Below are 23,800 nucleotides of genomic sequence, written 5' to 3'. Positions count from 1 at the left end.
GAGGCATCGGGCGAGAAGAAATCGTCAAGTAAATTCGATCGATTAATTCGATGCCGGGGTCGTTCGGTGAGTGGCCGGTTTTTCCGGAAATCCGGAATAACCGTCGCCGGCCGGACGGAAAGGGGTGAGCGACTTCGCGTGAGTCGCCGGGCGGTTTGATCGATCCGGCGGCGGCGCGCGGTGCTCTGTCGAATCAGGCGGATACGAAAAATATGAATACGACAAGCATGGCAGGTCAGGGCGTCGGGTCGATCGATCCGGTGCCGGCTGTCAGCGTCAGCGATCCGGCGGCGCATGCCGCAGACCCGGGGACAGGATGGCGCCTTTCGCCGCCTGAATGAAAGATGACGGGCCGCCCGCGATGCGGGCCGGGGTCCGTTCGTCCAGCGTCCGAGCGACGTTTTTCCGATGAGATTCGAAGTCGCCCTTCGGCGGGTGCGACGGTGTACGCGTGTGCGGATTCGCGACGCGTCGTGCGCCATGTCGCCGCCGGGCAGGCGATCTCGACTTCCGTGAATCGATAACCGGCGATCGCCATCGCGCATCATGCCGAACGGGCATGCGCGCCGATCGATCGTGCCATCGCGATGTGGGTCGAGCGTTTCGTGCAGCGCTGTTCGTAGTCTTTATTAGTAATGCGAAGTAAGAGGCGGAGCGTCGCGAGGCAGACAAAAGCGGAGAGGGTCCGCATTTCGCCTGACGCCGCGTTCGCTGTTGCGTCATCCAGCACATGAGAACCGAGGGAACACAAGATGAACAAGTCGTTCAAGTCGATCTGGAACGAAGCACTGGGGGCCTGGGTTGCGGCTTCGGAGCTTGACCGGGCACGCGGCAAGCGTGTTGCGTCGTCGAAGCGCGCGCCGGAATGCGCCGCACACGGAGAAACCGCGATGCACGCGGGCAAGCCGCCGGCACCTTCGGTGCTGAGTCTGGCCGTGCTGACGGCGACCGCCTGCCTCGGCTTGTTCCATGCGAATGCGCATGCACAGTACGCGCCGGATGGTGGCACGGCCACCGGGGGAGTCAGCTCGATATCCATCGGTAACGGATCGACCGCCGCGCAGGTGAATTCCACCGCCGTCGGCAATCTGTCGACGGCGCAGGGCGTGTCGGCCACGGCGCTGGGCCCGGGCGCGCATGCGATGGCCGACGGTTCGACGGCCGTCGGCATCAACGCGCAAGCGAACGGTGTCAACAGCGTGGCAATGGGCGTGCAGGCGATCGGTTCGGGTCCCTTTGCGGTCGCGATCGGGAATCTGTCGCAGGCCACGCAAAGCGGCGCGGTGTCGATCGGCAGCGGCGCGACCGCGAACGGCCTGGCAGGCGTCGCGCTCGGGAACAATGCATCGGCCTCCGGCCAGTATGCGGCTGCGCTCGCGCTCGGGTCCCTCGCTTCCGGCGCGCAAAGTATCGCGCTCGGCTTTTCGGCGCATGCCACGGACACCGGTGCCGTTGCGCTCGGTAACCAGTCGACGAGTTCAGGCTCGGCCGCCGTCGCCTTGGGCAGCGGCGCACTGGCTTCGGGGAATTCGGCCGTCGCAATGGGCGTGAACAGCGGTGCGAAAGGTACGTCGTCGATTGCCATCGGTTGGGGCGGTATCGCCGGCGTGCCGGGCTCGGGCACCCAGTCACTCGGCACCAGTTCGATCGCGATGGGCTCGGGTACGGCGGCCAGTGCGGACAATGCACAGGCATTCGGCCTGAACGCCAATGCGTCGGGTCTCAGTTCGATCGCGATGGGCGTGCAGTCGACCGCGACGCAGCAGTTTTCGGTGGCGCTCGGCAATCTTGCGCTCGGCAGCGGCGTATCCGCGACCGCGCTGGGGCCGGGGGCGACGGCGTCGGCCACGAATGCGACGGCGGTCGGTATCAACAGCGTCGCGGCGGCGAGTTCGACCGTCGCGATCGGCGATTCCAACTCGGTCGCCGCGGCAGCAGGCACGGGTTCGGTCGCGGGCGGCTACGGCTCGAAGGTGCTGGGCGGTGTCGGCGCCGTCGCGCTGGGCTTCGGCCAGACGGTGAGCGGCAATGGCGCGGTCGCGATCGGCGATCCGAGCAGCGCGATCGGCACCGGCGCGGTCACGATGGGTTCGAACAACACCGCGAACGGCGACGGCGCGGTGGCGATCGGCAATACCAACAACGCGCAGGGCACGGGGTCGCTGGCGCTCGGCAATACGTCGACGGCGGCGGCGGCGGGAGCGGTCGCGTTCGGCGCGTCGGCCGTGGCCAACAACGCAAACGATGTCGCGCTCGGCTCGGGCTCGACCACGGCCGCGCCGAACCCGACGGCCAGCGCGGTCATCGGCGGCGTCACGTACAACTTCAACGGCATCAACCCAACCAGCGTCGTCAGCGTCGGTGCGGTGGGCAGCGAGCGCCAGATCACCAACGTCGCGGCCGGGCGCATCGATTCGTCGAGCACGGATGCGATCAACGGGTCGCAACTCGCCGCGACGAACACGGCAGTCAATTCGCTGTCGACGTCGACGGCGTCGAGCATCACGTCGTTGTCCACGTCCACGTCGACGGGCATCAGCTCCCTGTCCACCGGCCTCAGTTCGACCAACAGCACGGTGACGTCGCTGTCGACGTCCACGTCGACGGGCATCAGCTCGCTATCCACCGGCCTGAGCTCGACGAACAGCAACCTGACGTCGCTGTCCACGTCGACGTCGACGGTCGTCGGCTCGTTGTCCACCGGCCTGAGCTCGACCAACAGCAATCTGACGTCGCTGTCCACGTCGACCTCGACCGTCGTCGGCTCGCTGTCCACCGGCTTGAGCTCGACCAACAGTTCGATCACGTCGCTGTCCACGTCGACCTCGACGGTCGTCGGTTCGCTGTCCACCGGCCTGAGCTCGACGAACAGCAACCTGACCTCGCTGTCGACCGCCACGTCGACCGGGATCAGTTCGCTGTCGACGGGCCTGAGCTCGATCGCGAACAACAACACGAACCTCGGCAACAGCACGGCCGGCGCGATCGGCGGCGGCGCCACCTACGATCCGACGACCGGCACGATCTCCGCGCCGTCGTACGTGACGTACAACAGCGACGGCTCCACGACGATCAACAACAACGTCGGCTCCGCGATCGACAACATCAACGCCAACGGCATCAAGTATTTCCACGCGAACTCGACCGCGCCCGACAGCCAGGCGCTCGGCACGGACAGCGTCGCGATCGGCCCGAACGCGATCTCGCGCGTGAACGGCAGCATCGCGCTCGGTTCGGGTTCGGTCGCCGATCGCGCAACCGTGCCGTCGTCGGGCATCATCCGCAACGGCAGCGCGTCGATTCCGTACGACACGACCGACCAGACGCTGCTCGGCGCAGTGTCGGTCGGCGATGCGACGAACAGGACGTACCGCCAGATCACCAACGTCGCGGACGGCACCGGCCAGCAGGACGCGGTAACCGTGCGGCAGCTGACCGGCGCATTGCAGTCGTTCGCGGTCACGGGGCAGAAGTACTTCCACGCGAATTCGACGGCGGGCGATTCGCTGGCCGTCGGCGCCGAATCGATCGCGGTCGGTCCGACGACGGTCGTCAACGGCGACAACGGCGTGGGCATCGGCAACGGCGCGATCGTCGACCAGACGGCGCCGGGCGGGATCGCGATCGGGCAGGCGGCGAGTTCCGCGCAGGCCGATGCGATCGCGCTGGGCAGCGGCGCGACGGCAACCGGTGCGCAGTCGGTCGCGCAGGGTGCGAATGCGGTGGCGGTCAGTGTCGGCAGCGTCGCGCTCGGCTCGGGCGCGCGCAGCACGGCGACCGATGCGCTCGCGCTCGGCGCCGGCGCATCCGCGACGTTCGCGAACAGCGTGGCGCTCGGCGCCGGTTCGCTGACCACGGTCGGCGCGCTGACGAACTACGTCGCGTACGGCTTGAGCAGCCCGCAGTCGTCGGCCGGCGAAATCAACGTCGGCAATCGCCAGATCACGGGCCTGGCCGCCGGCAAGAGCGGCACGGACGCGGTGAACGTGTCGCAGCTCGATTCGGTCGCGAACCAGTTGACGACACTGATCGACCAGCGCACGACCAACCTCGGCGGGCAGTACACGACGAACCCGCCGGGCGGCAACGTGCCGCCGGGGGCGAGCGGTTCGAATTCGTCGGCGGGCGGCTCGGGGGCGGTCGCATCGGGCTCGAACAGCACGGCGGTGGGCAACAGCTCGACGGCGTCGGGCAACGGCTCGACAGCCATCGGCGTGGGTTCGACCGCATCGGGCAACAACTCGACCGCGCTCGGCACGGGCAGCAACGACGGCGGTCGCTCGAACGTCGTCGCGGTCGGCTCGGCGGATTCGGCGCGGCAGGTCGTGAATGTCGCGGCCGGTACGCAGGGCACCGACGCCGTGAACGTGAACCAGCTGAATGCGGTATCGAACCAGTTCACGCAGTCGCTGAACACGGTCAACAATCAGCTCACGCAGATGCAGCAGCAGATCCAGCAGACCGATTCGATGGCCCGCGAGGGGATCGCCGCGACCGCCGCGATGGCGTCGATCCCGCACATGGACCGCGATTCGAACTTCGCGATGGGGGTCGGCACGGCGACGTTCCAGGGCCAGAAGGCCATGGCGGTCGGCGTGCAGGCGCGCATCACGGAGAACCTGAAGGCGACGGTGAACGGCGGTTTCGCCGGCAGCCAGCGCGTCGTCGGCGCGGGCATGCTGTATCAGTGGAAGTGATCGCGCGCAGCGGTTCGTTCCGGCACGCATTGCCGGAGCGGACCGCGCCGAACGCAAACGCATGCGCGTGCGGCCGCGCCGCACGCTGCGCCCATCGCATTCTCGGAGTAATCAAGTGAAAAACATCCATCTTGCCCTGCTGGCGTCCGTCGTTTCCCTCACGGCCTGTTCGAGTGCATCGGGGCCGACGTACAACGCCTACGAACTGCAGGCGCGAAACGGCATCCGGACGTTCCAGGTCGACTGCCACGGCATCCTGTCGACCGCGAAGACCTGCATGAAGGTCGCGACACGCATGTGCGGCAACGAGCCCGTACGTCTCGTCGACACCACCACGCCGTACCGCGACGGCGCCGATCCGCATTCGATCGTGTTCCAGTGCGGTGCGGCACCCGCGCCGGCTGCCGCGGCCGTTGCGCCGACGCCCGCGCCGGTCGAGAAGGTGAGCCTGACCGGCGATGCGTATTTCGCGACCGACTCGGCCGTGCTGACGGCTGCGGCCACCGCCGCGCTCGACAAGCTGCTGAACCAGCAGGCCGACCGGCATTTCTCCCGCGTGGAAGTGGACGGCTATACCGACGCGACCGGTTCGGATACGCACAATCAGGCGCTCTCGAAGCGCCGGGCGGATGCCGTCGCCGCCTACTTGCGCGAACACGGGCTGAAGGCGGATTCGTTTGCCGCGGCCGGTCACGGGGAAGCCAATCCGGCGGCATCGAACGATACCGCCGAAGGGCGCGCGCGCAATCGTCGCGTGGAAATCTCGCTGCAGAAGTAGGACGCTGCGACCAGTTTGCCGCAAGCGTGGCCGTCGAAGCCGGACGGCTCGCTTGCGGCAATGATGCTCGGCGCGGACGACCGCGGCGGGAAAGGCCCGTCGCGGTGTGTGCAAGCGGTGCTCGTCGCATGGACGCCGCCGCCGCACGACGACTTGCGTCCGGCACGCGGATCGCCATCCGCACCGGGCCGTAAGGCGGCGCTCAGTGCCTGATCACGCAGACGGCCACGATCTCGTATCCCGGGTCGGCATGCGCGCTCGCGACTTTCTCCGCTTCATCATACGAACCAAACGATGCGGCATCTTCGATGGCGGGCGCCATGCCGATATCGCCGTCCTCGGCGGTGCACAGAAACTGCTCGCCGGTCTTCACGACGTAGGTGGACATCATGATTCCCTCCATGGTTGGCAGGGGGAAATTCCAGTCTAGCAGGCATGAAGGAAGTCGGCGGCCGACGCGAATCACGGCTGTCAACCGGCGCCGGCCCGTCGATTCGGCCTGCCATGAAGGGCCGGATTCGCGGCCGCGCGCCCGCCGCGTGGCCCGGCGGGCGCGCGGCGGGGCCGCGACGCGCGGGCGAGCGGAAAGCCGTGCACAATACGCGCATGCGAGCCCCCGATCTTGAGCGCCTTGTCGCCGTCACCATGCCCTTCGGAAAATACCAGGGCCGACTCATTGCCGACCTGCCCGGACCTTACCTCAACTGGATGGCTCGCGAAGGGTTCCCGCGCGGCGAACTCGGCCGCCAGCTCGCGCTCATGCACGAGATCGACCATAACGGCTTGCGGCACTTGCTGAAGCCGCTGCGCAAACCCGCATAGCACGACATCACGCCCGACCGGTCGCCCGAAGCGTTGACCGCGAGGCGGCGATGTCGTGCACGCTCGAACGCGGCGTCACGGCCGCCGCGCGACGGGCGCGCTCGTCCGCCTCGCCGCATGCATGTCCCTCGGCGGCGGGCACTGGCTTCAGAGCGCGGACGGCCGCGACGAGCACATACAATGTGAGCGTTCGTCGGCCGGCGCGCCACCATGACCCGAGCGCCGCGCGCAGGCCGATTCCTCCCGCGCACCTCTCCAGGGCCGACATGGAAATCAAATGGATCGAGGACTTCCTCGCCCTCGCTCAATATCAAAGCTTTTCCCGGGCGGCGGAGTTCCGTAACGTCACGCAGTCGGGCTTCAGCCGTCGCATCCAGTCGCTCGAGCAGTGGATCGGCGCCGAGCTGATCGATCGCAGCAGCTTTCCGCCGGTGCTGACGCCGGCGGGGCGCCTGTTTCGCGAGACGGCCGAGGACGTGCTCAGCCGCCTGTTCGACACCCGCGCCATCATCCGCACCGAGCAGCGGATCGCCGGCAAGAGCCTGCAGATCGCCGCGGGCCACACGATCGCACTGAGTTTCCTGCCGGGCTGGCTCAAGGCGCTCGCACCGCATTTCGGCGAAGTGCGGGCGCGCGTCATTCCGACCAATGTCCACGATTCGATCCTGATGCTCGTCAACGGCAACTGCGAGCTGATGTTTGCGTACCACCATCCGGAGTTGCCGCTTCATCTCGATCCCGCGAAGTATGCGCACCTGACCGTCGGGCTCGACACGTTGATGCCGGCATGCCGGCCGAACCGCCGCTCGGCGCCGGCTTTTCGTCTTCCCGGCACGAAGCAGAACCCGCTGCCGCTGATTTCCTATACGGAAACCAGCTACTTCGGCCGCTGCCTCGCGCTACTGCTCGGCCGCGCATCGGATGCGCCGGCATTGCAACTGCACTACGAGTCCGACATGGCCGAAGTGCTGAAGAAACTCGTGATGGAAGGCGAGGGCGTCGCATGGCTGCCCCGCAGCGCGATCGCCGCCGAACTGGCGGCCGGCGAACTCGTGCCGGCCGGGCCGGCGGCGTGGAATCTGGAAGTCGAGCTGCGCGTGTATCGCGACGTGTCCAACCGCAGCGAATTCCTCGACACGCTCTGGCAGCACCTGCACACGACACCTTCACGGCTCGCGTGAGACAGGGTTTCCCCGCGTTATGCGGGGCTCGCATACCGCCATGTCGTACCGGCATCACCGTTTTATCGACCGTCCCTACCATTCGTTCCAACGGCAAATGCGACGCATGACCGGCGTCGCGCGGCCTTCTTCGCCGCGCTCGTCCGCCTTTCGGCGGCACGGCGCCATCCAGGGACGAATGGACATGAAAAATCGCCTTACCTTGAGCATCGCAGTCGGCATGATCGCCGGTGTCGTCGCCGGCTATGCGTGTCACGCGAATATCGCGGACCCGGCCACGCTGAAAACGATCGCCGGCTACTTCTCGATCGTCACCGACATCTTCCTGCGGCTGATCAAGATGATCATCGCGCCGCTGGTGTTCGTGACGCTCGTGTCCGGGCTGGCCGGCATGGACGGCGGCGACGACGTCGGGCGCATCGGCCTGCGCTCGATCGGATGGTTCGTCTGCGCGTCGCTGATTTCGTTGAGTCTCGGCCTCGCGATGGCGAACGTGCTGCAGCCGGGCGCCGGCCTGAACCTCACGCCGGCCGCCGGCGAGGTCGACACCGGGCTGAATACCGCGGCGCTGAACGCGCGGGACGTGATCACGCACGCGTTCCCGACCAGCCTGCTCGACGCGATGGCGCGCAACGACATCCTGCAGATCCTGGTGTTCTCGGTGTTTCTCGGCATCGCACTGAGTGCGTTGAAGCGCGACAAGCGCGTGGCCGTCGTGATCCAGTCGATCGACGGGATGGTGCCGGTGATGCTGCGCCTGACGAACTACGTGATGCGTGCGGCGCCGCTCGGTGTGTTCGGTGCAATTGCTTCGTCGGTCACGCTGCGCGGCCTCGACGTGATCCATACGTACGGGAAGCTGATCGGCGCGTTCTATCTCGGGCTGTTCGTTCTCTGGGCGATCCTGATCGGCGTGGGCTACCTGTTTCTCGGGCGGCGCATCGGGCACCTGCTGAAGGCCGTGCGCGAACCCGCGCTGATCGCGTTCTCGACCGCGAGCAGCGAGGCCGCGTATCCGCGCCTGACCGAGCAGCTCGAGCAGTTCGGCGTCGACAAGAAGGTGGTGGGCTTCACGCTGCCGCTGGGTTACGCGTTCAACCTCGACGGCTCGATGATGTATCAGGCGTTTGCCGCCCTCTTCATCGCGCAGGCATTCGGCGTGCACATGCCGTTGTCGGAGCAGGTGTTCATGCTGCTGGTGCTGATGCTGAGCAGCAAGGGGATGGCCAGCGTGCCGCGCGGGTCGGTGGTCGTGGTCGCGGCGGTCGCGCCGATGTTCCATCTGCCGGCGGCGGGCGTCGCGCTGGTCCTCGCAATCGACCAGATTCTCGACATGGGCCGTACGGTGACGAACGTGATCGGCAACAGCGTGGCGACGGCGGTGATCGCGAAGTGGGAGGAGCGGCGCGCCGCGAAGCCGCGGGATGCCGGGTTCGATCAACCTGAGCTGAAAGCATGATGCGCACGGACCACGTGAACGCGCGGCGCAAATTCGGCGTGGTTGGCGGCCTGGGGCCGCTGGGCGGTGCCGACGTGTTCTTCAAGATGGTGAAGGCGACGCCTGCGTCGTCGGACGAAGCACACCCCGAAGTGATCTTCGAGCAATACCCGTTCAAGGGCGCGGGAGCGGGGAGTGCCGCGACCATCGAACGCAAGCTGTACGTGTTCGACATGATCCGGCAGTTCGAGAAGCGCGGCGTGACGACCGTCGTGCTGCCATGCTTCCTGAGCCACACGTTCATCGACGAGCTGAAGGCGAATACCAGCCTGCCGATCGTCGATATCGTCGAAGCGGTTCGGAGCCACGTGCGGTGCACGTACCCGGCCGCGACGCGTATCGGCGTGCTGGCGTCCGACTACGTGCGGGACAAGCGGCTTTTCGATGCGTATTTTCCGTCGCCGCGGTTCGAAGTCGTCTATCCGCGGCCGCACGGCGGGATCGACCTCGTGACCGAAGCCATCTACGGCGCCGACGGCATCAAACGCGGCAATCTTCGAGGGCGTCCGGTCGAACTGTTGCGCCGCGCGTGCGACGATCTGATCGATCGGGGCGTGCAGGTGATCGTGCCCGGCCTGACCGAGATCGCGCTGGTCGCCGATGAAATCGGTCCGCGGCGCGTGCCGCTCGTGGATTCGAATCTGGCCTATGCGCGGTACGCGCTGACCGGACAGCCGGATTCGCGCGCGGCGGCGTTCAAGATCGGCGTGGTCGGCGGCGTCGGCCCGGCCGCGACGGTCGATTTTCTGGACAAGATCGTGCGCAACACGCCGGCGTCGCGCGATCAGGACCATATCAAACTGCTGGTCGAACAGAATCCGCAGATTCCCGATCGGACCGAGAATCTGGTGGGTACCGGCGCGGACCCGACGATCTCGCTGTACGCAACCTGCAAGAAGCTCGAGGAAGGCGGTGCGGACGTCGTCGCGATTCCGTGCAATACCGCGCACGCGTTCGTCGAACGGATTCAGCCGTACCTCGGGATTCCGATCGTCAACATGCTGACCGTGACGGTCGCCCACTTGCGCGAAACCTGGCCGACGCTGCGCGAGGTCGGCGTGCTGGCGACGTCCGGCACGATCGAAAGCGGCGTTTACGACAAGGCGCTGGAATCGCAAGGGCTCCGGCAAGTCGCGCCGACGTCGGCGTTGCAGGCGCGCGTGATGGAGGCGATCTACGGCAAGCACGGCGTCAAGGCCGGTTTCACGACCGGACGGTGCGAGGAAGATATCGGCGCCGCCGTCGAGGCGTTGATGGCCGACGGCGTGAGCGTGATCGTGCTCGGGTGTACGGAGCTGCCGCTCCTGCTTCCGGGCGGAGAGTACGTCGCGCGCGACGGCAGTCGGGCCACGCTCGTCGACCCGACCGACGTGCTCGCCCGCACGTGCATTGCGTATGCGACGGGGGGCGGCGGCTGAGCCGGTTGGCGTTCGGGGCGGACGTCGCCGGGGCGCGGACGACAAACCCGTTTTGCCGCCCCGATGCCAGGAATGATCTGGAGCGCTTTAGTGCGTTCGCCGGTTCATGGAAAACTGTATGAATATACAGTATAGTATCCGTCGAACTCGGGCCGCGCGGGCATCACTTGTCGCGGCCCGCGCCGCGCCTGCGGGCATCCGCCGCAGCGTTCCGGCACCGTGAACTCTGGCTAACTCATTCAGACGGGCAGGCAAATTGTCATCCAGCAATCTGATCCGCATTCGCGGAGCACGTCAGCACAACCTCAAGAATCTCGATCTCGACCTGCGTACCGGTGAAATGACGGTCGTGACCGGCCCGTCGGGCTCCGGCAAGTCGAGTCTCGTGTTCGACACGCTGTACGCGGAAGGCCAGCGGCGCTACGTCGAAACCTTCAGCGCGTACGCGCGGCAGTTCCTCGACCGGATGGATCGCCCGCAGGTCGAGCGCGTCGACGGCGTGCCGCCCGCGATCGCGATCGACCAGACCAACCCGGTTCGCAGCTCGCGCTCGACCGTCGGCACGATGACCGAGCTGAACGATCACCTGAAGCTGCTGTACGCGCGCGCGGCCGAGCTGTTCGACCGCAAGACCGCGCGGCGGGTGCGGCACGACACGCCGGAGACGATCTACGCGGAACTCGTCGCGCGCACGCAGGCGGACGATCCGCGCGTCGTCGTCACGTTCCCGGTCGAATTGCCGGAGGCGGTGTCCGACGAGGAAATCGCGCAGTGGCTGTCGGCGAGCGGCTACACGCGCGTGCAGGCGCAGCGCGAAGTCGCGTCGCCCACCGGGCCGCGCAAGGTGCTCGACGTGGTGGCCGACCGTTTCCGCGTGCAGCAGGCCGACAAGGTGCGCGTGGTCGAGGCGATCGAGGCGTCGCTGAAGCGCGGCGGTGGCCGCGCGAACGTGTACGTGCTGGCGCCGGAGGCGGAGAACGCGGTGGCCGAGCCGCAGGTGTGGCGCTTCTCCACCGGGTTGCACGATCCCGATAGCGACCTGCGCTACGCGGAGCCGCAAGCGGCGCTGTTCTCGTTCAACTCGGCGTACGGCGCGTGCGAAACCTGTCGCGGCTTCGGCCGCGTGATCGGCGTCGATCTCGGCCTCGTGATCCCCGATGCGCGCAAGACGCTGCGCGGCGGTGCGATCAAGCCGATGCAGACGCCCGCGTGGAAAGAGTGCCAGGACGACCTGATGCGCTACGCGGCGAAGGCCGGCATCCGGCGCGACGTGCCGTGGTCCGAGCTGACGGAGGCCGAGCGCGACTGGGTCGTCGACGGTTCGCCGGACTGGAACGGCAAGTGGCAGAGCCAGTGGTACGGCGTGAAGCGCTTCTTCGGCTACCTCGAATCGAAAGCGTACAAGATGCACATCCGCGTGCTGCTGTCGAAATACCGCAGCTACACGCCGTGCGACGTGTGCGGCGGCGCGCGCCTGAAGACGGAATCGCTGCAATGGCGGCTCGGCTCGAAAGACAATGCCGACGGCGTGCTAGCCCCGGCCGATCGCTTCATGCCGCGCGGCGTCGACTGGAGCCGCGCGCAGCTCGAAGCGCTGCCGGGCCTGACCGTGCACGACCTGATGCTGCTGCCGATCGAGCGCATCCGGCGCTTCTTCGACGACATCGTCCTGCCGAGCGCGCTGCTCGACGATGCCTTGAAGCTGCTGCTCGCCGAAGTGCGCACACGCCTGAAATACCTGTGCGACGTCGGGCTCGGCTACCTGACGCTGGATCGGCAGAGCCGCACGCTCTCGGGCGGCGAGGTGCAGCGGATCAACCTGACGACGGCGCTCGGCACGTCGCTCACGAAAACCCTGTTCGTGCTCGACGAGCCGAGCATCGGGCTGCATCCGCGCGATCTCACGCGGATCGTCGAGGCGATGCACCGGCTGCGCGACGCGGGCAACACGCTGGTCGTGGTCGAGCACGATCCGTCGGTGATGCTCGCGGCCGATCGATTGATCGACATGGGCCCTGGCCCGGGCGAACGCGGCGGCACGATCGTGTACGACGGCACGCCGGCCGACATCCGTTCGGCGCACACGCTGACGGGCGAGTATCTCGGCGGCCGCAAGCAGGTCGCGCATGCGTCGAACTGGGCGCGCCGTCCGGTCGATGCGAACACGCCGCGCATCGTGCTCGAAGGCGCGACCGAGCACAACCTGCGCGACGTCACGGTCGAGATTCCGCTGCAGCGGCTCGTGTGCGTAACGGGCGTATCCGGTTCCGGCAAATCCACGCTGCTGCAGGACGTGCTGTACCCGGCGATGGCGCGCCATCATGGCAAGGCGACCGAGTCGCCGGGTGCGTTTCGCAGCCTCACGGGCGCCGACCAGGTCGGCGACGTCGTGTTCGTCGACCAGTCGCCGATCGGCAAGACCACGCGTTCGAACCCGGCGAGCTACGTCGGCGCGTTCGACGAAATCCGCAAGCTGTTCGCGAAGGCGCCGCTCGCGCTGCAGCGCGGCTACGGCGCCGGCACGTTCAGCTTCAACTCGGGCGACGGCCGTTGCCCGACCTGCGGCGGCTCGGGCTTCGAACACATCGAAATGCAGTTCCTGAGCGACGTCTACCTGCGTTGCCCGGACTGCGACGGCAGCCGCTACCGCGCCGAGATTCTCGAAGTGCGCATCGAGCGCGCGGGCCGCGCGCTGAACATCGCCGATGTACTCGACCTGACCGTCAGCGAAGCGGCCGCGTTCTTCGCGACCGACGCCGAGGTACTGCGCGTGCTGCAGCCGATCGTCGACGTCGGCCTCGAATACGTGAAGCTCGGCCAGCCGGTGCCAACGCTGTCGGGCGGCGAAGCGCAGCGCCTGAAGCTCGCCGGCTTCCTCGCCGAGTCGGCGGCGGCGGCCAACGGGCGCCGGGTCGCGACGGAAGAGGCGCGCATCGCGCGCGCGAAGCTGTTCATGTTCGACGAGCCGACCACCGGGCTGCACTTCGACGACATCGCGAAGCTGATGCAGGCGTTCGGCAAGCTGCTCGCGGCCGGCCATTCGCTGATCGTGATCGAGCACAATCTCGACGTGATCCGCGCGGCCGACTGGCTGATCGATCTCGGCCCGGAAGGCGGCGACGGCGGCGGCCTCGTGCTGTGCGCGGGCACGCCCGACGACGTGAAGGCCTGCGCCGGATCGCATACCGGCGTGGCGCTGCTGCAGTACGACCGCGCGATGGATGGCCGGGCGGCGGTGGCCGACGAAGGCGTGCCGCTGCAGGCCGCGCTCAACGCGGCGCGCGCGCGCCGTGCGATCGAGGGCGAGGACGTCGTGCGGATCGTCAACGCGCGCGAGCACAACCTGAAGTCGCTCGACGTCGACATCCCGCACGGCAAGTTCAACGTGATCACCGGCGTGTCGGGGTCCGGCAAGTCGACGCTCGCGTTCGACATCCTGTTCCACGAAGGCCAGCGCCGCTATCTCGAATCGCTGAACGCGTATGCGCGCTCGATCGTGCAGCCGGCCGGCCGACCCGAGGTTGACGCGGTGTACGGCATTCCGCCGACCGTCGCGATCGAGCAGCGGCTGTCGCGCGGCGGGCGCAAGAGCACGGTCGCGACCACGTCCGAAGTGTGGCACTTCCTGCGGCTGCTGTATGTGAAGCTCGGCCTGCAGCACTGCATCCACGACGGCACGCCGGTCACGTCGCAATCCGTCGAATCGATCGCCGCGCAACTGTTGCGCGATCATCGCGGCGAACACGTCGGGCTGCTCGCGCCGCTCGTCGTCAATCGCAAGGGCGTATATACGGATCTCGCGAAGTGGGCGAAGGCGCGCGGCAGCACGCATCTGCGCGTCGACGGCGAGTTCGTCGCGGTCGACGCGTGGCCGAAACTCGACCGCTTCCGCGAGCACACGATCGAACTACCGGTTGCCGACATCATCGTGTCGCCGGACAACGAGGCCGAGTTGCGGCGCAGGCTCGACGAGACGCTCGAACTCGGCAAGGGCGTGATGCATCTGCTCGCGCCGCTCGACGGGCTGCACGATGCGATGCGCAACGATCATTCGACCGCCCGGGTCGGCGCGGTCAAGGTGCTGTCGGTCAAGCGCGCGTGCCCGGTGTGCGGCACGAGCTATCCGGAGCTCGACCCGCGGATGTTCTCGTACAACAGCAAGCACGGCTGGTGCACGACCTGCGTCGGCACCGGCGTCACGCTCACGCGCGAACAGCGAGCCGCGTACGACGACACGGTGCTCGCCGAGGACGGCCGCGGCCGCGAACAGACGCTGCCGTCGGACGAGCAGGAGCCGGAAGGCGTCGGCAACGAGCCGTGCCCGGATTGCGGCGGTACGCGGCTGAACCCGTCCGCGCGTGCGGTCACGTTCGACGCGCATCCGATCGTCGAGGTCGCGCAATGGACGGTGTCGGACACGCGGCGCTGGATCGACGCGCTGGAACTCACCGGGCGCGACGCGCAGATCGCGCGCGACATCGTCAGCGAGATCGGCAGCCGCCTCGCGTTCCTCGAGGAAGTCGGGCTCGGCTACCTGAGCCTCGACCGCGCGGCGCCGAGCCTGTCGGGCGGCGAAGCGCAGCGTATCCGGCTGGCCGCGCAACTCGGCAGCAACCTGCAGGGCGTCTGCTACGTGCTCGACGAGCCGACCATCGGCCTGCATCCGCGCGACAACCAGATCCTGCTGGACGCATTGCGCAAGCTCGGCGACAAGGGCAATACGCTCGTCGTCGTCGAGCACGACGAGGACACGATCCGCCGTGCCGATCACATCATCGACGTCGGCCCGGGCGCCGGCAAGCGCGGCGGCACGCTGGTCGCGCAAGGCGCGGTCGCCGATCTGGCCGCGCAGGCCGAATCGGTGACGGGGCGCCTGCTCGCCCAGCCGATGCTGCACCCGCTGCAGCCGCGCCGCGGCGTGAGTTTGCCGGGCAAGAAGGGCGGTGCGGCGGTGCCGGACGCCTGGCTGACCGTGCATGGCGCCAAATTGCACAACCTGCGCGACGTCACGGTCGGCATTCCGCTCGCGCGGCTCGTCGCGGTGACGGGCGTCAGCGGGTCGGGCAAGTCGACGCTCGCGCGCGACGTGCTGATGACGAACCTGCTCGACGCGGTCGGCCGCTCGGTGCTGTCGTCGCCGGCCACGCGGCGTGCGCGCAAGGCCGCGCAGCAGGACGCGCCGGCCGCCAACCGCCGCTCGAGCGTGCTCGCGCGCAGCGCGCCGCGGCCGTCGCTGAACGTCACGCATGCGTGGCAGGGCTGCGAGTCGCTCAGTGGCTGGGAGCAGATCGATCGCGTGCTCGAAGTCGATCAGACGCCGATCGGCAAGACCCCGCGCTCGTGCCCGGCCACCTATATCGGCGTGTGGGACACGATTCGCAAGCTGTTCGCCGATACGCTCGAAGCGCGCGCCCGCGGCTATACGGCGTCGCGTTTCTCGTTCAATACCGGCGACGGGCGCTGCCCCGCGTGCGAAGGGCAAGGCGTGCGCACGATCGGCATGAGCTTCCTGCCCGACGTGAAGGTGCCGTGCGACGTGTGTCATGGGCAGCGCTTCAATCCGGAAACGCTTGCCGTCACGTGGCGCGGCCGGAACATCGGCGACGTGCTGACGATGGAGATCGACGAGGCGGTGGAATTTTTCGCGCCGATCTCGAACATCGCGCATCCGCTGCAGTTGATGAAGGATGTCGGGCTCGGCTATCTGACGCTCGGCCAGCCGTCACCGACACTGTCCGGAGGCGAAGCGCAGCGCATCAAGCTCGTCACCGAGCTGACGAAGGTGCGCGACGACGTCACGCGACGCGGCCAGAAGGCGCCGCACACGCTGTACGTGCTCGACGAACCGACGGTCGGCCTGCACATGGCGGACGTCGCGAAGCTGATTCGCGTGCTGCACCGGTTGGTGGACGCAGGGCATAGCGTCGTCGTGATCGAGCACGACCTCGACGTGATCGCGGAAGCCGACTGGATCATCGATCTCGGGCCGGAAGGCGGGGTCGGTGGCGGCACGATCGTCGCGGCGGCTCCGCCGGAAGCGCTCGCGAAGGTGAGCGCGAGCCATACGGGGCAGGCGCTGAAGCCGGTGCTGGCGCGAACGGCCACCGAAGGCGCCGAAGCGGAGCAGCAGGGCGCGGCGCGGGTCGGCTGAACGCGTTGCATCCGGCGAGCGGCCCCGGTGCCTGGCGAGGCATCGGGGCCGCTCTTGTTTCGTCATTCGTCGTTCATGCCGACGCCGCTCAATTCCCGTTGACGCCGATCGTCTCGATGATGGTCTCCAGTTGCGGGCTCATCGGTAGGTTGAGACTCAAGCCCGACGGCAGCGGGCGCAGGAACCAGCGCTTGTACTGGCGCGCGATCTCGCCGTCGGCGGCCAGCTCCTGGAACGTGCTTTTCACGAGCTGGGCGAGCTGCGGATCGTCCCTGCGGAACATGATGCCGTACGGGTCGTACGAGAGAAAATCGCCCACCACGTCGTACTGGCCGCCCTTGCCCGCATTCTCGGCGATCAGCCCGTACAGCAGCACGTCGTCCGTCGCGAACGCGTCGGCGCCGCCGTTCGCGACGAGCGCGAAGCCCTGCGCATGGTCCGGCACCACCTGTAGCTGGATCCCGAGCCTGAACCGCTCGTTCAGGTCGCGCAGCGCCTTCTCGTTGGTCGTGCCGGCCGTCACCGCGACTTTCTTGCCCGAGAGATCGCGGAACGAGCGGATCGGGGCACCTCGTTTCACCATTACCTTCGTGCCGGCCACGAAGATGATCGGCGAGAACGCCACGCGCTTCTGGCGCTCGAGGTTGCTGGTCGTGGAGCCGCATTCCAGATCGACCTTCCCGCCGACCACCGCGTCGATGCGGTTGTCGGACGTGACCGGCACCCACTGGATCGTCAGGCTCCGGTTGATCGCATCCTCGATCGACGACACGAGCGCCTTGCATAGTTCGATCGAATAGCCGATCGGCTGGTTGCGCGCGTTCAGGTACGAGAACGGTATCGACGCGTCGCGATAGCCGAGCGCGATCGTGCCGCTGCCGCGCACCTTCGCGAGCGTGCCGGTCAGTTGGGCCGGCGCGAACGGCTCGACGCGCGGCTGCGTCGAGGGTGCATCTTCCGCGCGCGCGGCCGCGCCCGTGGCGAGCAGGCCCACGAGCGCGAGCGCACGCCAGAATCGCTGCATCTTCATCGCCGGGCCTCCGTCAGACTTCCGTCGGATGTGCGATCGTCGCTTCCTGTTCCGCTTCGATGCGCGCCGCGTTGGCGTCGGCTTCCGCTTCCGACAGGAGCTGGCCTTCCCATTTCGCGACCACCGCGCTGGCGATCGAGTTGCCCACCGCATTGGTGGCCGAGCGGCCCATGTCGAGGAACGTGTCGACGCCGAGAATCAGCAGCAGCCCGGCTTCCGGAAGCCCGAACTGGTGCAGCGTGGCGGCGATCACGACGAGCGACGCACGCGGCACGCCGGCCATCCCTTTCGACGTCAGCATCAGCACCAGCAGCATCGTGATCTGCGTGCCGAGCGACAGGTGCATGTTGTACGCCTGCGCGATGAACAGCGACGCGAACGTGCAGTACATCATCGAGCCGTCGAGGTTGAACGAATAGCCCATCGGCATCACGAAGCTCGAGATCTTGCGGCGCACGCCGAAACGGTCGAGTGCGTCGAGGATCTTCGGGTACGCGGCTTCGGAGCTGGCCGTCGCGAACGACAGCATGAACGCTTCCTTGATCAGCACGAGCAGCTTGAACACGCGGCGGCCGAGGAACAGCAGCCCGGCACACACGAGCAATGCCCAGAGCAGGAACAGGCTGAGGTAGAAGTCGCCCATGAACACCGCGAACTTCAGCAGTACCGACAGCCCGTTGACCGCGACGGTGGCGGCCATCGCGGCCATCACCGCGAGCGGCGCGAGCTTCATCACGTAGCCGGTGATCTTCAGCATCACGTGCGACAACTGGTCGATCGCGGCGATGAGGATCTTGCCGCGCTCGCCGAGTGCAGCGAGCGCGACGCCGAAGAACATCGAGAACACGACGATCTGCAGGATCTCGTTGTTCGCCATCGCCTCGGCGATCGACCTCGGCACCATGTGGCCGACGAAATCCTTCAGCGTGAACTTGGACGTCGCGAGGTTCGCGGATGCGCCGATGTCCGGCAGCGGCAAGCCGAGATTGTCGCCGGGCCGCAGCACGTTCGCCATCAGCAACCCGAGCAGCAGCGAGACCAGCGACGCGGTGACGAACCAGCCGATCGATTTCGCGAACACGCGTCCGACCGATGCCGCGTCGCCCATGTGCGCGATGCCGACGACGAGCGTGGAAAAGACGAGCGGCCCGATCACCATCTTGATCAGACGCAGGAACACGTCGGAGACGAGCGAGATGTAGCCGGCGATTTCGGCGGCGGCCTTCTTGTCCGGAAAGCTCGTGAAGATCATGTAGCCGATCACGATGCCTACCGCCATCGCGATCAGGATCCAGACGGCTGCAGCATTCTTTTTTCGCATCGTGCGCCTCCCATGCAGCGGTTTCGCAATCGGGGATGGGAGGACAATACAGGACCAGAATGGCGATGAACAGTGCAACCGGGTTCGGGTTTGCGCTAGCGCCGGTCGCGGCCGATTGGGCGACGGCGCTTGCGCCGGTGGCGCTTCGTGCCTGCGGCCGGCGCAACCGGATACGGATTGATTGGTGCGGTGCAGCGGATCGCCGGTTCGGCGGCCGCAGAATGGCGATGGGCGATGGGCCGCGCCGCGCCATTCGCCCTAGTCATGCGCCCGCGGATCCAGCAGGCTCGTACTGAAATCGCATGCCTGCGCGGCGAGCCGGACGATCTCGGCGGTCAACGACTGGGCGCGTTCGGCGCGATGCAGCGCGACGTAGCGAACCGGCGGCAGCGCCGGTTGCGTGCGCACGATCTCCAGCGCGTCGCAAGCGACGAGGTGCGCGACGCACGCCTTCGGCAGATAGCTGATGCCGAGGCCCGACAGCGTCAGGCCGATCTGCGCGAGCAGGCTGTTGCTCGACAGCACACGCTGAATCGCGACGCCGTGTTCCTGCAGAAAGCGCGTGTACAGGTGTCCGGTGCCCGACAGGTTCCCCTGCAGGATCAGCGGAAACCGCGCGAGGTCCGTCAACGCAAGGGCGGCCCGGGACGTCGGCACGAATCCGGCCGCGCACATCCACGCGTTGTCGACCTCGCCGACCACCGTCGCCGTGAACGCGTCCGTCGCATGAATCTGCGGGACCACGATCAGATCGATCGTGTCGGCCGCGAGCCGGTCGCGCAGCGTCGCGGTCAGGTCCACCTCGGCCTCCACGTGCACGCGCGGATACGCGGCCTGGATCGCCGCGATCAGGCGCGGCAGCCACGTCAGCGCGGTCAGCTCGGTCACGCCGATCCGCACATGCCGCACCAGCGCTTCCTTCGAACTCATCCGCTCGACCACGCGGTCGCGCTGCTCGAGCAATTCCTTCGCATGGTCGAACAGCTCCGCGCCCTTGTCGGTGAGCCGCGCGCTGCGATGCGCGCGATCGAACACGGTCAGGTCGAACGCGCGTTCGAGTTCCTGGATCCGCTTCGATACGGCCGACTGCGTCGTGTTGAGGCGCGTCGCGGCCGCGTCGAACGAGCCGAGCCGCACGATCCAGTACAGCGCTTCCATCTGCTTGAACGTCAGCATCGCGTGTCACTCGATAGATGAGAAAAAGCGATATGTTCTCATGTCAAAAAATCGCTTTTTTTACCTATTTCGGCTGTTTAAGGTGCTCCCGTTGCGTCGCCGGGCGAGTGCGTTCACCAGAAAACGCACCGCGTCGCGCCCATCGTTCAATCGAACCCCCATTCTTGGAGACTGCATGGACACCGTCATCGATTCCCCGCCCTCCGTCGGCGCGGCCCGCAAGCCGCGCGTCGGTCTTGCGTGGCAGATCGTCATCGGCCTCGTCATCGGCATCGCGACCGGGCTCGTGCTGAACCGGTTTCCTCAATTGCGCGACACGGCCGTGTCCGGGTTGCTGCAGCCGGCCGGCGACATCTTCATCAAGCTGGTGCGGATGATCGTCGTGCCGATCGTGTTCACGAGCATGGTGATCGGCATCGCCGGCGTGGGCGACGGCAAGTCGCTCGGCCGTCTCGGCATCAAGACGCTGCTCTATTTCGAGGTGGTCACGACGATCGCGATCGTGCTCGGCCTCGTGATCGGCAACGTGCTGCAACCGGGCGTCGGCACCGACATGTCGCAACTCGGGCACACCGACATTTCCCGTTACCAGCAGGCCACGCAACAGGTGCAGCAGGCGCACCACGGGCTGATGGCGCTGGTGCTCGGCATCATCCCGGACAACATCGTCGCGTCGATGGCGAAGGGCGACCTGCTGCCGGTGATCTTCTTTTCGCTGCTGTTCGGGCTCGGGCTGCAGTCGGTGCCGGAAGAACATCGCAAGCCGGTGCTCGCGATGCTCAAGGGCGTCGCCGATGCGATGTTCAAGGTGACGAACATGGTGATGCGCTATGCGCCTGTCGGCGTGTGTGCGCTGATCGCGGTGACCGTCGCGAGCTTCGGCTTCGGATCGCTGCTGCCGCTGCTGAAGCTGGTCGCCGTCACTTACTTCGCGATCCTGCTGTTCGCGATCGCCGTGCTCGGCGTGATCGCACGGCTGTTCGGGTTCCGCATCCTGACGCTGCTGCGCGTGATCAAGGACGAGCTGATCATCGCGTTCTCGACCTGCAGCTCCGCGACCGTGCTGCCGCAGCTGATGAAGAAGATGGAGGACTACGGCGTGCCGAAGAGCATCACGACGTTCGTGGTGCCGACCGGCTACACGTTCAACCTCGACGGCGCGTCGATCTATCTCGGCATCGGCACGCTGTTCGTCGCGCAGCTCTACGGCGTGCACCTCGGCTGGCAGCAGCAGGTGCTGCTGACGCTGACCATGGTCGTCACGTCGAAGGGCGCGGCCGGTGTGCCGGGCTTCATGTTCGTGATCATGCTAGCGACGCTCGCGAGCGCCGGGTTGCCGCTCGAAGGGCTCGCGTTCATTGCCGGCGTCGACCGGATCATGGACATGGGCCGCACCGCGCTGAACGTCGTCGGCAACGCGCTTGCGCCGCTCGTCATCGCGAAATGGGAAGGCCGGTACGACGCGGAAAAGGGCCGCGCGTACGTCGAATCGCTGCGCGGCTGAATGCCGCCATGCATGCATCGCACAACATTCCGAAGCAAACAGGAGCATCGAAGATGAGCAGTCCCCGTGGAGCACTTTTTCCCGACGCGTTGATGCAGCAGATCAAGTCGCGCTTTCATCACGTCGATCGCGACGTCGACGGCCGGGAGCGGCTGTTCTTCGACAACGCGGGCGGGTCGTTCCGATTGAAGGCGGCGGTCGACGCGTACGCACGGGTCGATGCGCTGCCCGATTGCCCAGAGCGCATCCATGCGCGCGCGCTCGATCTGCAGGCGGTCCAGTCGCATGGCGAGGACGACGTTCGCACGATCCTGAACGCGCAGGGCGGCACCGTGTATGCGTCGCTGACCGCATCGGGGGCGATGTTCGACATGGTGCGCGCGATCATGGAGAACGTGCCTGGCACCAATGCGGTGACGACCGTGCTCGAGCATCCGTCGTCCTACGATGCGATGACGTATTACGCCGAACGTACCGGCAAGACGCTGCGCATCGCGCCGAGCAATCCGGAGACCGGCGGCGTGGACGTCGACGCGATCGTGTCGCTGGTCGACGCGGATACCGCGCTGCTCAACGTAATGGCTGCGTCGAACATCTCCGGCGCGAAATTCGATATCGAGACGATCGTCGCGCGTGCGCGCGAGAAGAAACCCGATCTGTTCATCGTCGTCGACGCGGTCCAGCATGCGCCGCACGGGATCATCGACCTGCAGCGCACGCCGGTCGACGGGATCAATTTCGCACCGTACAAGTTTTTCGGCTGCCGCGGCTCGGGCATGTCGTGGCTGTCGCCGCGGGCGGCGGCCTTGCCGCATCACCGGCTCGCCGCGAAGGAGAACGGCGTATGGGAACTCGGCAGCCCGGCACCCGCGCAGTTTGCGGTCGTGTCGTCGATCGTCGATTACGTGGCCTGGATCGGCCGGTATTTCATCGATTCGGACGACCGGCGCACGCTGTTCGTCGAGGGCATGCGCCGGATCGAATTGCACGAACGCGCGCTGCTCGCCGCGTTGCTCGACGGTTTGCGCACGCTCGACGGCGTCGACGTCTACTGGGATCATGACGATCTGACGAAGCGCGACCTCATCGTCGGGATCGGCTTCGCGCATCTCGAACCGACGCAGGCGGTGCGGGAATACGAGCAGCGCGGTGTGATCGTGTATGAGCGCGTCGCATCGAGCCTGTATTCGGGCCGGATGCTGAAATCGTTCGGGCTCGCCGGCGCGGTGCGGATCTCGCCGCTCCATTGTCACGCGCCGGACGATATCGCGCGATTCCTCGCGATAACCGAAGCGCTCGCGACGCAACGCTGATCGACGACTCGGCCCGGATCGTCCGGGCCGTGTCGCCTCCGGCGCGATTTTCGATCAGGCTGCCGGCGCGACCGATGCGCCCGTGATGCCGTGCCGGCGCAGCGAATCGGCGACGAAGCCCGACGCCTTCATTTCCTCGACGAATGCGTTCAGTGCCGCGGCGGCCGCGTCGCCGCGACTCTTCGGCACGCCCATCGCCTGCCGGATCACCATGAAGCGCTCGTCGAGCAGGCGCAGGCCGGGCGTTTTCGCGGCGTCGGTTTCGAGCTGCTGCTTCACGCCGGCCGCCACCTCCAGCTTTTGCTCGACGAACGTCGGCACGACGGCTTGCGACGTCGGCGCGCGCACGATCTGCGCCGCTTTCAGTTCGCGGGTGAGGAACAGGTCGTACGCGCTGCCCTTGCCGACGGCCACGCGTTGGTGCGGCTGGTCGACGTCCGCGTTGGCGCGGATCGGCGACGCGTCCGGCACGAGATAGAAGCCTTCGATCAGCACGTACGGCGCGGTGAACGCGACCGTTTCGCCGCGCAGCGGATCGACCGCGAAGAAGCCGAAATCGGCGCGCTCTTCTGTCAGCGCCTGCACCGATTTGCCGGCGGCGTCGAACACCACGAGTTCCAGGTCGGCCGACAGGCGCTCGGCGAATGCACGGGCGAGATCGATCGATACGCCGAACGGTTCGCCCGTGGCCGGGTCGCGGTTCGCGAGGATCGGGTTGCCGAGGTTGATCGATGCGCGGAGCTTGCCGGTGGGGGTGAAGGCGGAGACGACAGCAGGAGCGATGGGCATGAGCGGACTCGCGGGAGGCGTAGGGTCGATAGGGTGACGGGACGCGCGACGGCGCGTCGATGTCGAGCTTATCACCCGAACGTCGGGTATCGCGTGTTGTAGGCGTGTAGGCGTGTAGGCGT

The 23,800-nt window shown here is 67.1% G+C and carries 14 protein-coding genes; 9 read left to right on the top strand and 5 right to left on the bottom strand.

Annotation, left to right across the window (positions count from 1 at the left end; all coding sequences use genetic code 11):
* The first annotated feature begins 752 nt into the window (after nt 1-752).
* Entirely contained in the window at nt 753-4,697 is a 3,945-nt protein-coding gene (locus tag HWX09_RS33820) for a YadA-like family protein (protein WP_027786467.1), read from the top strand.
* 115 nt (nt 4,698-4,812) lie between these two features.
* Nucleotides 4,813-5,475 (top strand): OmpA family protein, encoded by a 663-nt coding sequence (locus tag HWX09_RS09090; protein ID WP_027786468.1) that lies wholly within the window; start codon nt 4,813-4,815, stop codon nt 5,473-5,475.
* A 202-nt stretch (nt 5,476-5,677) separates the two neighbouring features.
* On the opposite strand, the gene HWX09_RS09085 is transcribed toward HWX09_RS09090, so the two are convergent.
* On the bottom strand, nt 5,678-5,866 hold the full coding sequence (locus HWX09_RS09085; RefSeq protein ID WP_027786470.1) for a hypothetical protein: 189 nt from the start codon (nt 5,864-5,866) through the stop codon (nt 5,678-5,680).
* Nucleotides 5,867-6,081: 215 nt separating this feature from the next.
* Between HWX09_RS09085 and HWX09_RS09080 the strand changes: the two genes are divergently transcribed.
* The 5 genes from HWX09_RS09080 (at nt 6,082) to uvrA (ending at nt 16,545) form a co-directional block, all read left to right on the top strand.
* Nucleotides 6,082-6,297, top strand: a complete 216-nt coding sequence (locus HWX09_RS09080) for a DUF3820 family protein (RefSeq protein WP_027786471.1) — start codon at nt 6,082-6,084, stop codon at nt 6,295-6,297.
* Nucleotides 6,298-6,563: 266 nt separating this feature from the next.
* On the top strand, nt 6,564-7,478 hold the full coding sequence (locus tag HWX09_RS09075; RefSeq protein WP_027786472.1) for a LysR substrate-binding domain-containing protein: 915 nt from the start codon (nt 6,564-6,566) through the stop codon (nt 7,476-7,478).
* 184 nt (nt 7,479-7,662) lie between these two features.
* The gene (locus HWX09_RS09070; RefSeq protein ID WP_027786473.1) at nt 7,663-8,937 is read left to right on the top strand and encodes a dicarboxylate/amino acid:cation symporter; all 1,275 of its coding nucleotides are present in this window, start codon (nt 7,663-7,665) and stop codon (nt 8,935-8,937) included.
* Complete coding sequence (locus HWX09_RS09065) at nt 8,934-10,394, top strand: amino acid racemase (RefSeq protein ID WP_175888566.1); 1,461 nt, start codon at nt 8,934-8,936, stop codon at nt 10,392-10,394. Before HWX09_RS09070 ends, HWX09_RS09065 begins: the two co-directional genes overlap by 4 nt.
* 256 nt (nt 10,395-10,650) lie before the next feature.
* A complete protein-coding gene (gene uvrA, locus HWX09_RS09060; RefSeq protein WP_027786475.1) occupies nt 10,651-16,545 on the top strand; it encodes an excinuclease ABC subunit UvrA in 5,895 nt (1,964 codons plus the stop codon).
* Between the two features lie 88 nt (nt 16,546-16,633).
* On the opposite strand, the gene HWX09_RS09055 is transcribed toward uvrA, so the two are convergent.
* The 3 genes from HWX09_RS09055 to HWX09_RS09045 form a co-directional block, all read right to left on the bottom strand.
* Nucleotides 16,634-17,575 (bottom strand): amino acid ABC transporter substrate-binding protein, encoded by a 942-nt coding sequence (locus HWX09_RS09055; RefSeq protein WP_027786476.1) that lies wholly within the window; start codon nt 17,573-17,575, stop codon nt 16,634-16,636.
* A gap of 13 nt (nt 17,576-17,588) precedes the next feature.
* Nucleotides 17,589-18,896, bottom strand: a complete 1,308-nt coding sequence (locus HWX09_RS09050) for a dicarboxylate/amino acid:cation symporter (RefSeq protein ID WP_027786477.1) — start codon at nt 18,894-18,896, stop codon at nt 17,589-17,591.
* A 258-nt stretch (nt 18,897-19,154) separates the two neighbouring features.
* Nucleotides 19,155-20,072: a LysR family transcriptional regulator gene (locus HWX09_RS09045; protein WP_027786478.1), complete on the bottom strand. Its 918-nt coding sequence runs from the start codon at nt 20,070-20,072 to the stop codon at nt 19,155-19,157.
* A 175-nt stretch (nt 20,073-20,247) separates the two neighbouring features.
* On the opposite strand from HWX09_RS09045, the gene gltP reads away from it, so the two are divergent.
* Nucleotides 20,248-21,576 (top strand): glutamate/aspartate:proton symporter GltP, encoded by a 1,329-nt coding sequence (gene gltP, locus HWX09_RS09040; protein ID WP_034185523.1) that lies wholly within the window; start codon nt 20,248-20,250, stop codon nt 21,574-21,576.
* Between the two features lie 53 nt (nt 21,577-21,629).
* Entirely contained in the window at nt 21,630-22,889 is a 1,260-nt protein-coding gene (locus tag HWX09_RS09035; RefSeq protein ID WP_027786480.1) for an aminotransferase class V-fold PLP-dependent enzyme, read from the top strand.
* Between the two features lie 54 nt (nt 22,890-22,943).
* Here the strand turns inward: HWX09_RS09035 and HWX09_RS09030 are convergent, their stop codons facing one another.
* Nucleotides 22,944-23,678: an ABC transporter substrate-binding protein gene (locus HWX09_RS09030; RefSeq protein WP_027786481.1), complete on the bottom strand. Its 735-nt coding sequence runs from the start codon at nt 23,676-23,678 to the stop codon at nt 22,944-22,946.
* Nucleotides 23,679-23,800 lie beyond the last annotated feature (122 nt).

The sequence above is a fragment of the Burkholderia sp. BCC1208 genome (assembly GCF_902833095.1).
GTDB lineage: Bacteria > Pseudomonadota > Gammaproteobacteria > Burkholderiales > Burkholderiaceae > Burkholderia.
The sequence above is the reverse complement of the archived record's forward strand: the minus strand, read 5'-3'. Positions and strand labels throughout refer to the sequence as shown.